Raw genomic sequence first — 11735 nt, forward strand, 5'->3', positions numbered from 1 at the left:
GAGAGAACATGTGCGATGATAGTCCGGCAGCGCTGCGAGTCAAGATATAACCAATGAGATTGTTCTCTTGCCTCGCGTGCGGATCGGATAACGGGAACATATTACGAAGCGGCGGGGGGACGGGAGGGTTGTACTGATGAGAACACCATGCCGGATACTTCGTCACCAACATATAAGGCAGCGGCTGCACGGCTGATCCTCATCGGCTTATTGATGCTGCCGGTTGCGGCTGCGAGGGCGGATTGGCCCACCTACATGCAGAACCCCGCGCGCAGCGGGGCGTGCGATGAGACACTGGCCATGCCGCTGCAGTTGCAGTGGGTACACCAGTCGCGGCCTCCGGAGCCAAGTTGGCCCGGGCCTGCCCATCACGACTACTATCACAACCGCCGTAATCTCAAGCCGATGGTCACATTCGACGTGGTGGACCAGATCGTCGCGTCGCGCGGGCGGGTGCTGTTTGGCTCGTCGGCCGAGGGCAAGGTGTACTGCCTTGATGCCGCCGACGGCAAAATCGTGTGGACGTTTGCCACCGAAGGCCCGGTGCGCCTGGCGCCGACGGTTGAGGGCGACAGCGTGATCTTCGGCAGCGATGACGGATGCGTGTACAGCGTTGCCTTTGCCGACGGGCGGCTGAAGTGGAAGACGCGCCTGACGGATCGCGACCGGCGCATCGGCGGCACCGGTCGCATCACCAGCGCCTGGCCGGTGCGGGCGGGCGGCCTGGTGCAGGGCGGCAAGGCGTACTTCTGCGCGGGCATCTTTCCGATGTACGGCGCGTATTACTGCTGCCTGGACGTTCAGACGGGCAAGCTGCTGGCGAGCAAAAAGATCGACGATTCGGCGCAGGGGTACCTGCATAACGGCGGCGGGGCGGCTCAGGCACAGACCGGCGCCGTGCCGAAGATGGCCGTGCTGGGGCCACTGGGCGCAGCGCCCAAAGCAGGCGGGCTGATTTTCAATTCTATCATCGCCCGCAAATACCGCTGCGGGTTGATCGCCTGCAAGAACATCCATGTCGCCGGCGGGGATGGCGAAGTGGCGGCGTTCGTTCCACCCGACTACAACAAGGGCGAACCCCGGATCGTCTGGGAGGCAAAGGTCGAGGGAAGAGCGTACGGTCTGGCGATCGACAGCGGGCGGTTGCTGGTCAGCACGGATGCGGGAAAGGTCTACTGCTTTGGCGCGGGCAAGGCGCAGGCGGGGCTGCGTACGAACGCCAAACCGCAAGCGGTTGAGGCCAGATTCGCTGAACTGGGCGCGAAGATACTGAAGATCGCGGATATCGACCGGGGGTATGCGCTGGTGACGGATGCGCGGGACGGGAAGCTCGCCTGCGCGATTGCGGGGGGTTCGCAGTTCCAGGTCGTGTGCTGGACTACCACCGACGAGGCGTCCGCCGCGGTGCAGAAGACCGTTGATGAGGCGGGACTGTCGCATCGTGTCAGCGTGCATCGCGCGCCGGCGGAGGGCAAGACGCTGCCATACAGCGACTACCTGTTCAACGTGATCGTTCACGAGGGATTGCTGCAGGGCAAGGCCCTGGAGGCAAATCGCGAGGAACTCAATCGAGTCCTGCGACCCTGCGGGGGCGTCGCGATGCTGGGCAAGTCGCTCGACGAGGTGATTCGCCGCGGTGCGCTCAAGGGCGGCGGAACGTGGTCGCACTCTTACGCCGACCCGGGCAACAGCACCTGCAGCGGCGACGAACTGGTCAGCGGTCCGCTGGCCCTGCAGTGGTTCGGGGCGCCGGGCCCGCGCGAGATGGTCGACCGCCACAACCGCGGCGCGGCGCCGGTCTGGGCCAACGGCGTGCTGTACGTGTCGGGTTACGACTACCTCTACTGCCTCGACGCCTACAACGGCACGCTGCGCTGGCAGAAGCCCCTGCCCGCCTCGGCCCGCATGGACGCCACGCGCGACAGCGGCAACATGGCCGCTCGCGACGACGTGCTCTACGTCTCGGCCGGCGGGCAGTGCCTGGCGCTCGACGCCCGCAGCGGCGAGGTCCGCCGCACCTTCGACGCCGCCGCCGACGGCGCCAAGTGCGAATGGGGCTACGTCGCCAGCGTGGACGACATGCTCATCGGCAGCGCCTCGCGCAGCGGCGCGCACCGCCGCGTGCAGGATCAGAACAGTTGGCACTGGGCGTACGACGGCGGGCGGCCCCTGGTAACCAGCACGAACCTCTTCGCCTTCGACCGCTCCAGCGGCAAGCGGGCCTGGACGTACACGCCGCCCTCGGGCGCCATCGTCAACGCCGCCATCGCCATTGACGGCGGACGGGTGTTCTTCGTCGAGAGCACCAATCCCGCCTCCAGCCAAGCCCCCGACAGCAAGAGCACGCTGGAGGTGCTCGTGGGCAAAGGCTCGCAACTGGTCGCGCTGGACCTGCGCAGCGGCCGCGAGCTCTTTCGCATGCCCGCCGGCCTCGAGACCGTCGAGCACATGCTGTACCTCAGCGTCTCGCGCGGGGTGGCGGTGGCGTGCGGGTCGCGCACGGAGAAGGTCGGCGACAAGGGCGCCATCCTGCGCCACGATCTGTACGCCTTCGAGGCCGCCACCGGCAAAGCGATGTGGAAGGCCGTACACACCGCCGCCGGCGCCGAGGGCGTGGGGGCTTCGCACGGCGAGAACGCCTTCCGCCCCTCGATCGTCGGCGACGTGGTGTATATCAATCCCGGCGCGTATGACCTTCGGACCGGCAAGGCCCTGCCGATCCAGTGGGGCCAGGAAAAGCGCGGCTGCGGCGCGTACGCCATGTCCGCTACGGGCGCATATTTCCGCCTGTTCAACCCGGCCGTGGCCGACCTGAAAACCGGCCAGACGCAGCGCCTGACGTCCGTCACGCGCCCGGGCTGCTGGATTAACATCATCCCCGCCGGCGGACTGGTGCTGATCCCCGAAGGCTCCAGTGGCTGCACGTGCCCCTACCAGGTGCAGACATCGCTAGGCTTGATACCCGTCAAATAGCCGCTCTGACTGTTCAGGAAAATTAATTGGCTAGCGGCTGAAGGAATAGGCTATTTTTTAGGCTACTCAGAGCGGATTGCAGCAGCGGGGTTACTTCCTTAGCATAGAGATGAGGACTATCGTGAAGACGTTTCGTGATATCGCCCCAGCGTTTCTGGAGAACTTTAAGACGTTCGCACAGCAGACGCGCGAGGCGTCAGCCAAGGCTGTCGGCAAAGACGGCCAGCGCGGGATCGTAGCCGGCATGTACCAGATGGCCAACCACTGCGACGGCGAAAAAGGCAAGCAAGCCAACACCGAGCGCATCTGCCGCGCCGTGGCCGCGCTGGCCAAGCGGGGCGTGAAGCTGCTGGCCTGCCCCGAAATGTGCCTTCAGGGATACTTCACCTGGGTCAACGGCGACGCCGACAAGGCCCGCGCGGCTGGGCGAAACCTTGCCGACGACGCGGCGACCTCGTCGCAGATCGCCCAGTTGCGCAAGGCCGCCCGCGCGGCTGGGATGGTGCTGGTCTTTGGCTTCTCCGAGAAAGCATCGGGGGGCAAGAAGGTCTTCAACTCCATCGGCGTCATCGACGCTGACGGCAAATGGCTGGGCTCGCACCGCAAGAATCCGCTGTTCCCGTGGGACTTCGAGACCAAGGTCTTCGACGAGCCGCCCAAGGCCGACCGCGTGTCGGTCTTCAAAACGAAGGCCGCCACCATCGGCGTGACCAACTGCTTCGACGGCTCCTTCCCCGAGACCATCCGCGCCCTGCGCCTGGCCGGGGCCGAGATGCTCGTCTGGTGCAACGCGGCCGTGGGCGATCCGGTGATGGGCAACTTCGACCGCGTGCCCACCGCGTCGTCGTACGCCACCGCGCACAACATGCCTGTCGTCTGCTGCAACGGGGCTGCGGAGAACCTTTCCGGCACCAGCAACATCTGCGCCGCCGGCGGCGTGCCGATGGTCGTGCTGCCTCCGGGCGAGGAAGGCTACGGCGTGGCGACGGTGAATCTCGCGGCGGCCGCCAACTGGGAAATCTATCGCACGCGATTGGTGCTCAAACCCAAGGCCCAGACCCCGCGGCCGTAAAGAGAGAGTTGTGTGTTGTGAGTCTCACCACTCACCACTCACCACTGCTTTTAGAACTGATACCGCTGTTGTCCGGCGTCGTCGAGGCTGAAGAACTGTCCGGGGATCAGGCGGATCTTGTTCAGGGCGCCGCCGAATCGGGACTGGATGGCCTTGGTCACGCCGCCCGACAGCAGCGTTTGGAGTTGGAAGCGGTGGGCGGCCGAGTCGACCATCACCGTCAGCACGCCGCGGCTGAAGCTTTCCAGGGCGGTGTGTTCGGCGATGGACTGCGGGATCATCTCGTCCCACAGCCTGGCCAGGGCGCCGAACTGCGAATATCGCTTGGAGAGCGTGCGTTTCATGAGCGTCGCCAGAGGCTCGGCCAGAGCGACGGCGCGGTCTTGCTTTTGGCGCTGCTGCCAGACTGTTCGCAGTTGTGAATCGTCCATGTTCGCAGTCCCATGTCGCCGTCCGTGGCGGCCGCTCGCGACAGGAATAGTGCCAGAACTCTATTTCGAACCATCGCCGTTATCAATCCAAAAACTTCAGGAATATTGGCACGTGCTTCTTCCGCCAGCCTGGCGGCGGGCTGAATGCTAGAATGCATACGAAAGGACCTGCCATGAAGAACGACCGCGCGGGGCTCAAGCTGATCGTGTTGGCGTTGGTTATCGGAGGCGCGGGTTTGGCCTATCGCGGCTGCAACAGGCCCGGACCGCAGGGCGCTTCGAGTAATCTGCCGTGGTTGGAGGATTTCGAAGCGGCCAAGGCCGCCGCCGCGGCTTCGGGCAAGCCGATGCTCGTGGATTTTACCGGCAGCGACTGGTGCGGCTGGTGCATCAAGCTCGATAACGAGGTCTTCTCAAAGCCCGCCTTCGAGGCCTACGCGCGGGAGAACCTCATCCTGGTGAAGCTGGATTTCCCCAAGCGCAAGGAACTGCCCGCGGCGATCAAGAGCCAGAACGAATCATTGTCCCGCCAGTATGGCGTGCGGGGATTCCCAACCATCCTGCTGGTGAGCCCCGACGGCGGCGTGATCGCGCGGACCGGGTACAGGCCCGGCGGGGCCGAGAGCTATGTCGAGCATCTCAAGACGCTGCTGAGCAAGCGGTCTTAAGTTGCACGGGCCTGCCCGTGCAAACTGGCCAGACATGGCCGAGACGGCCATGCTACTCACGGCCGAGACGCCCGTGCCACTCATGGGCAAGATGCCCATGCTACTTCTGCCAGTCCCAGGCGGCTGGGTCCACGCGGTAGAAACGGGCCAGCTCGCGGTACAATTCATCGTGGACGCGTTTGAGCTGCTGCGGCTGCGTGAAGAAGGTCTCGGTCGCCACGGCGAAGAACTCGGCCGGGTCTGTCGCGCCATATTCGTCGAGCACGGCGTCGTCGCGATCCTGCTCGACCTTTCGCACCAGGCGGCGGTACTCGCGGCCGAAGACTTCCTGCCATCGCCGCGCCTGCTCGGGCTCCAGCGCGGGGATACCTTCGGCCTCGCCGCACTCCTGGTCGAGCTGGTGGGCGAACTCGTGCAGCACGAGGCTTCCCCATCGCCGGTCGCGGGACTCGGCCAGCAGCGAGTCCCAGCTGACGACGACGGCCCCGCTTCTCCAGGACTCGCCGAGCCGATCCTCCTCTTCTTCAATGACAAATCCGCCGGCGGCGGGCACGTGGCTGGGGGCGGTGTACGCGTCGGGGTAGACGAGGATCGACTGGCAGCGGGGGAAGAACCGCCCGCGCCCGTTGAGCAGCAGCATCGCCGCCTGGGCGGCGATCGTCAGGCGCATCTCGTGCGTGAGGGTCAGCCCGCCGCAGCCTTCGAAGTTCTTCTCAGCCAGCAGCACGTGCGTCAGGCCGTGAAGCGTCGCTTTCAGGCGTGAGGGCATTGCGCGATAGACGGGCAGGTTGGCGTTGAGGATGTCGACCCACTCCGGCGGGAACGGCTGGCGCATGAGCACGTGTCGCCGCCGTCGGCGCAGCAGCGGCCAGGCGGCGCCCGCCGCCAGAAGCGACGCGACGACGAGAATCAGGATGAGAAGGTCGGTGTTCATTTGGCGGAACATCTTAGCAGTTTTTTGCCAGCGGTCGGGCTTGCTCGACGCGGTTTTTCAGTCAAGAGGGACGCGCGAGGCAAGCCGCCGCTAACGTGCGCCCGGAGCGTTTGTTTCATTCTCCCGCCAGGTCACTATAATTTTGGCAAGCTCTTCGAGGAACCCGTCTATGAAATGCGCACGGACATTCATCTTGCTGTTGAGTGGGGCTTTCAGTGCCAGCGCTATCGCCGCTGGGCCGGCGGCGCCGTCGGACGCCGAGCTCAAGACGGCGGTGAATGCGGCGGTTAAGAAGGGCGTGCATTTTCTTGCGTCGCGGCAGATCGGGGGCGACTTCGGGCGCGAGCAGTTTTCGCCGCAACCGGGGCACACTGCCGTGTGCGTGCTGGCGCTGATCAAGAGCGGCGTGGGGCCCAACGACCCGGTCATCCGCCGCTCGCTGGCGCCGCTGCTGAAGTACGCCTACGCCAAGGACCCCAAGGACAAGATGGCGGTCTACAACTGCGGACTGACGCTGATGGCGCTGGATGCGGTCTGGGCCGCCCAGGGCAACAAGGGCCTTAATCCTCATTACCGGGCGATGGCCAACATGGTCGCGGCGCTGCAGGGGTTTCAGGGCGGCGACGGCGGCTGGGGGTACGGCCCGGTCGACAGTCATCGCGACCTGTCGAACACGCAGATCGCGCTGCTGGGGCTGTGGTCGGCCCAGCGCAACAAGGTTCCGGTTCCCGCGGCCGTGTGGGACAACGCCCGCATGTACGTCAGCAATCTTCACCAGCGCGACGGCGGATGGGTTTACTCCGCCGGGGCCAATGAGCAGCGGCATTCGATGGTGGCAGCGGGGATCAGCTCGCTGGCGATCTGCCAGCTCAGTCTGGCGGCGACGGCCGGCAGCAATCCCAACGCCAAGACCTATCGCAGCGGCGGGGCGAACCTGCCCAAGAGCGGCACAGTGATCGTGCGGCGCGACGTGCGAGCCAACAACGCCAACCCCATCGACCTGATCAAGCGGGGGTTTGCCTGGTTCAACGCCAAGGGCCTGGCGACGGGCGAACTGGAGACCTATTACCTCTACGGGCTCGAACGCGCATGCACACTGACGCGCGTGGAGTCGCTGGGGGGCAAGGAATGGTACCCGCAGGTCGCGCAGACGCTGATCAAGGCTCAGGCCGCCGACGGGTCCTGGAGCGGGCAGCACTCCTCGACGGTGGCGACCTGCTGGGCGCTGCTGGCCCTGTCGCGAGCGACCGCCCAGACGATCGGCCAGTATCCCTCGCCGCTGGGCGGGCAGTATTCGCCCGGGGCCGCCCCCGCCGGCGGCGATGCCGGCGCGCCCGGCGCTGACGCGATCAACCCCAATGCGGTCCCGGTGCTTCCGCCGACAGGGCCTGGCCGCGCACAGCCCGGCGCGGCGGGTGAAAGTCAGCCTAGTTCCTCGCAACCGGCCGACGCCGGGAACCCCAAGCGCCCCGCGATGCCGTAATAGCTCACTGCCCGCTCTCCTCGATGGTGCGGGCCTTGAGGATCGGGTCGACGAACTCGATCTTGCGCTCGACGTTGGCGCGGCGGATGATCTCGGCCAGCAGCGCCTGCTGCGTGGCGCGGATCTTCTCCTGCCTCAGGTCCAGCGTCAGGGCGTTCTTGACAGTCTCGAACTTCGCCGCCGGCGGCTCGATGATCTTTTCGAGGCGAATGATATGGAACGCGGCGCCGACCTGGATGGGGTTGGAGATCTCGCCGACCTTCCTGAGCGACAGGGCCACCTCGCGCAGCGCCGCGGGAATGTCGCCGCTGCTCTTGCCGAAAGGCGGCAGCAGCCCGCCGTTGCTGCGCGACTCGTTGGTGGAGAATCGCGCGGCGGTCTGGGCGAAGTCCTGCCCGCTGGTGACCGTCGTCAGCACCTTCTGGGCATCGTCGAGCGTGGCCACCTGGATGTGGCGGATGACCACCTGGCGCGTGTATTTGCGGTCGTACGCCGCCCGCAGGTCTGACTCGGTGATGGCGATGTCCAGCGGCGTCATCTTGCGAAGCATGGCGTTGCGCTGCATGGCCATGTCCCACTGCTGGCGGGGCAGTTGACGCTTGACGAGCATCTCGTCCAGCAGGCGGCTGCGCTGCTGCGGGTCGCTGACGCTGGGAAACGCCTCCTGCACCGCCCGCTCCGTCTCGTCGGCCACGTCCTGCTCGGTAATCGCCACGCCCTTGTCTGCGGCCGCCTGGCGCACGAGCTCGTTGATGACCAGTTGCTGGGCGAAGCGCATTCCATAGACCTGTACCAGCACGTCGTGAAGCTGCCGCATGTAGATCGGCCTGCCGTTGACGTTGGCCATGACCGGTGCGTCAAGAGGCCTGGCCGGTGCGACGGGCGCCGCTGCTGGGGCCGGCTGAACCACCGGCGCCGCCGGCGGCGAAGGGTCCCGCGTCATGCCCGGCATGTGCATGCCGTCGCACCCCACAGCCGCCGCCAGAGCGATCACGCAGAACATCGTCCGAATCGTCATGGTTTGCACCTCGTGACAAGAGGGTACCGCCGCGCCCCGCGCAGGTCAACCACCCGGAGCTATCCCAGCGCTTTGAGCGACGCTTGCACGTGGGCCAGATCGGCCTGGAGCTGATCGAGGCGCTGACGCTCTTTGGCCACGATGTCCGCTCGGGCATTGGCGAGGAACTTCTCATTGCCCAGCTTGGCCTGGATCCCGGCGATGCCTTTCTCCAGCGTCTGGGCCTGCTTGGTCAGCCGCGCCGTCTCGGCGGTTGCGTCCACCACGTCCAGCACGTAGAGCTTGGCCCCGGCGGCGACGACGGCGGCAGCATTGACCGGGGCGGGCTCGTTGCCTTGTCTGAACGCGACGGTCTCGACCTGGGCGAGGAATCGCAGCAGGTCGGCATTTTGCGTGAGCAGCTCTTTCACGTGCCCGTCGGCCTCGATCGCCACGTCGATGCGTCGCGAGGGCGGGACGTTATGCTGCGTGCGGACGTTGCGGACCTGGCGGATGATCTCCTGCAGCATCTCGAAATTCTGCTGAGCGTTCTCGTTGATCGCGGCGCTGTCAGCCATCGGCCACTGCGCCCGCACCAGCAGCGGTTCGGCCTCGGCGGCGCCGGGTCCGCGGACGGGGCAGACGTCGTTAAGATTCTGCCAGATCGCCTCGGTGATGAACGGGATGATCGGGTGCATCAGCCGCAGCAGCACGTCGAGGCAGTGGGCGACGACGGCCTTGGGATCCTGCTGGCCGGCGTTGATGCGGTTCTTGGCGATCTCGAGGTACCAGTCGCAGAACTCATCCCACATAAAGTGGTAGAGCGTGTCGGCGACTTCGTTAAATCGGAACGCCTCGATCGAGGCGGTCGCCTGCGCGATCGTCGCGTTGAGGCGGCTGAGGATCCACGCGTCGGACAAGTCCGCCGTCGGGCGGATCTGGCTCCAGGCCGGGGCGCCGGCGATGTTCATCATCGCAAACCGCGCTGCGTTCCAGAGCTTGTTGCAGAAGTTGCGGCCGACGTCGAACTTGGGCGAGGAGTTGACCTCGCGGCCGTCGGGCAGCTTCATCTTCTGCACAGGCATGCGCACGTCCTGAGTCTGCGTGGTCATGCTCACCAGCGTGAACCGCATCGCATCCGCCCCGTGGCTGTCGATGATGTCCAGCGGATCGATCCCGTTGCCCAGGCTCTTGGACATCTTTCGCCCTTCGCCGTCCTGGATCATCGCGTGGATGAACACGTCGGTGAAGGGGATATCGCCCGCACAGTACTGCCCCATCATGACCATGCGGCTGACCCAGAGCGTGATGATCTCGCGCGCCGTGCAAAGCACGTCGCCAGGATAGTACTTCTTCAAAGCATCCGTTTGCTCGGGCCAGCCCAGCGTGCTGAACGGCCACAGGGCGGACGAGAACCATGTGTCCAGCACGTCGCCATCTCGCTTCCAACCGCATCGTTCGAGCCATGCGACCGCGTCCGGATGATCGTGATCCAGGCAAATCCACGTGCGCATCCCCCCGTCATTATCCGGTTGTTCTTCGCAGTGCAGGATGTACCGGACGTTGAATCGCCTGAAGTCGACGTCAAAGTCTCCGTTGACGGCGCGGTCGAGTGCCGCAACCATTTGCGCATCGTCTTCGTGTCCGCCCTTGCCGGGAATCGGTTCATGCCAGACCTTCTCGGGTTTCACTTCCGCAGGCAATTCCACATCGCGCGACCAGACGGGGATCTGGTGCCCCCACCAGAGCTGGCGGGAGATTGGCCAGTCTCGCAGGTTCTCCAGCCACGTGCGGTAGTTGGTCGCGTAGCGATCGGGCGTGAACTTCACGCGGCCGTCCATCAGCGGGGCCAGCGCCAGGCCGGCCAATGAGTTAACCGGCACGTCGGTGTCTTTGAGGTACGTGACGCCGTCGCGATCTTCGGTCAGTTCCTTCTTCACATCTGCAATTTGAGATTTCAGATTTGAGATCGGCTTCTTCACGGCCACATACCACTGATCGCTCAGATACGGCTCGATGGGCACGTGGCTGCGGTAGCTGTGCCCGACTTCGTGCGTGTACGGCCGCACGTCTTCGAGCAGCTTTTCGCGGCGGAAGAACTCGACGACGGCCTCGCGGGCCTCGAAGCGGTCCATGCCGACGATGTTCTCCACGTCGGGATTCTTGACAGCGTCCCAATCCGTCCAGCCGTGCTTGTCGCTGATCGTGCCGTCAGGCGCCAGCACGTTGATGATGTCGATGGGGGACTCGGGGCAGGCCGCATTGCGGCGCTCGCGAATGGCGTAGTCGTCCGGATCGTGCGCGGGCGTGACTTTAAGGAAGCCCGTCGAGAAGCGGGCCTTCTCGTCTTCGCTTTCGGGGTTGGGCAGCACGACGTGCTCGTCGGCGATGATCGGGATCAGCCGCCCGACGATCGGCAGGCGAACCATCTTGCCCACCAGCGCCGCCGCCCGCGGGTCGCGCGGGTTCATGGCAATGGCCGTATCCCCCAGCATCGTCTCCGGCCGCGTCGTGGCAACCGTTAGTGTTTCCACCTTGCCGCCGTCGACGAGGGGATATCGCAGGTAGTAGAAGTTGCCTTGCACGGTCTCGTGCTCGACTTCGTCGTCGGCCAGGACGGTCTGGGTGGCCACGTCCCAGTTCACCAGGCGTTTGCCGCGGTAGATGAGGCCGTCGGCGAAGAGGCGGAAGAACGTCTCGCGGACGGCGCGGGCGCAGACTTCGTCCATGGTGAATCGGGTGCGGTCCCAGTCGCACGAGCAGCCCATCAGCTCGAGCTGGTTGATGATGCGTTTCTCGTACTCGTCTTTCCAGGCCTGCACGCGGGCGATGAAGTCTTCGCGGGCGAAGTCGGTGCGGCGTTTGCCCTCCTCGGCCAGGATCCGCTTCTCGACGACCGTCTGCGTAGCGATGCCCGCGTGGTCGGTCCCGGGCATCCACAGCGTGTTGTACTGCTGCATCCGGCGAAAGCGGATCAGCACGTCCTGCAGCGTGTTGTTCAACGCGTGGCCCAGGTGCAGGGCGGCGGTGACGTTGGGCGGGGGGATGACGATGCAGTACGACTCGCCGGCGGCCTCCGGGTCGGCGGCGAACGCCCGCTGTTTCATCCAGCGGCTGTACACTTCCGACTCGACGGCTTTGGGCTCGAAGATCTTGGCAAGTTCAGCGGGCATCGCG

At 65.4% G+C, this 11735-nt stretch carries 8 protein-coding genes; 4 read left to right on the top strand and 4 right to left on the bottom strand.

Going from position 1 to position 11735, the window contains the following annotated elements; all coding sequences use genetic code 11:
• Positions 1-255 precede the first annotated feature (255 nt).
• Positions 256-2973: a PQQ-binding-like beta-propeller repeat protein gene (locus ABFD92_20195; GenBank protein MEN6506862.1), complete on the top strand. Its 2718-nt coding sequence runs from the start codon at positions 256-258 to the stop codon at positions 2971-2973.
• A 121-nt stretch (positions 2974-3094) separates the two neighbouring features.
• Positions 3095-4045: a carbon-nitrogen hydrolase family protein gene (locus ABFD92_20200; GenBank protein MEN6506863.1), complete on the top strand. Its 951-nt coding sequence runs from the start codon at positions 3095-3097 to the stop codon at positions 4043-4045.
• Positions 4046-4095: 50 nt separating this feature from the next.
• Here ABFD92_20200 and ABFD92_20205 read toward each other — a convergent pair whose 3' ends face one another.
• On the bottom strand, positions 4096-4476 hold the full coding sequence (locus tag ABFD92_20205) for a DUF721 domain-containing protein (GenBank protein ID MEN6506864.1): 381 nt from the start codon (positions 4474-4476) through the stop codon (positions 4096-4098).
• Positions 4477-4649: 173 nt separating this feature from the next.
• On the opposite strand from ABFD92_20205, the gene ABFD92_20210 reads away from it, so the two are divergent.
• Positions 4650-5144, top strand: a complete 495-nt coding sequence (locus ABFD92_20210; protein ID MEN6506865.1) for a thioredoxin family protein — start codon at positions 4650-4652, stop codon at positions 5142-5144.
• Between the two features lie 100 nt (positions 5145-5244).
• Here ABFD92_20210 and ABFD92_20215 read toward each other — a convergent pair whose 3' ends face one another.
• Positions 5245-6078 (bottom strand): M90 family metallopeptidase, encoded by an 834-nt coding sequence (locus ABFD92_20215; GenBank protein MEN6506866.1) that lies wholly within the window; start codon positions 6076-6078, stop codon positions 5245-5247.
• Positions 6079-6247: 169 nt separating this feature from the next.
• Between ABFD92_20215 and ABFD92_20220 the strand changes: the two genes are divergently transcribed.
• Entirely contained in the window at positions 6248-7561 is a 1314-nt protein-coding gene (locus ABFD92_20220; GenBank protein ID MEN6506867.1) for a hypothetical protein, read from the top strand.
• Positions 7562-7565: 4 nt separating this feature from the next.
• Here the strand turns inward: ABFD92_20220 and ABFD92_20225 are convergent, their stop codons facing one another.
• Positions 7566-8579, bottom strand: coding sequence for a peptidylprolyl isomerase (locus ABFD92_20225; protein ID MEN6506868.1), 1014 nt, complete (start codon positions 8577-8579; stop codon positions 7566-7568).
• Positions 8580-8638: 59 nt separating this feature from the next.
• Positions 8639-11731: a valine--tRNA ligase gene (locus ABFD92_20230; GenBank protein MEN6506869.1), complete on the bottom strand. Its 3093-nt coding sequence runs from the start codon at positions 11729-11731 to the stop codon at positions 8639-8641.
• Positions 11732-11735 lie beyond the last annotated feature (4 nt).

The sequence above is a fragment of the Planctomycetaceae bacterium genome (assembly GCA_039680605.1).
GTDB lineage: Bacteria > Planctomycetota > Phycisphaerae > SM23-33 > SM23-33 > JAJFUU01.

What these genes read in the sequence shown, in the direction of transcription:
- ABFD92_20225 (MEN6506868.1), bottom strand. Translation starts at nt 8,579, where the DNA reads ATGACGATTCGGACGATGTTCTGCGTGATCGCTCTGGCGGCGGCTGTG.
- ABFD92_20215 (MEN6506866.1), bottom strand. Translation starts at nt 6,078, where the DNA reads ATGAACACCGACCTTCTCATCCTGATTCTCGTCGTCGCGTCGCTTCTG.
- ABFD92_20195 (MEN6506862.1), top strand. Translation starts at nt 256, where the DNA reads ATGCAGAACCCCGCGCGCAGCGGGGCGTGCGATGAGACACTGGCCATG.
- ABFD92_20205 (MEN6506864.1), bottom strand. Translation starts at nt 4,476, where the DNA reads ATGGACGATTCACAACTGCGAACAGTCTGGCAGCAGCGCCAAAAGCAA.
- ABFD92_20210 (MEN6506865.1), top strand. Translation starts at nt 4,650, where the DNA reads ATGAAGAACGACCGCGCGGGGCTCAAGCTGATCGTGTTGGCGTTGGTT.
- ABFD92_20220 (MEN6506867.1), top strand. Translation starts at nt 6,248, where the DNA reads ATGAAATGCGCACGGACATTCATCTTGCTGTTGAGTGGGGCTTTCAGT.
- ABFD92_20230 (MEN6506869.1), bottom strand. Translation starts at nt 11,731, where the DNA reads ATGCCCGCTGAACTTGCCAAGATCTTCGAGCCCAAAGCCGTCGAGTCG.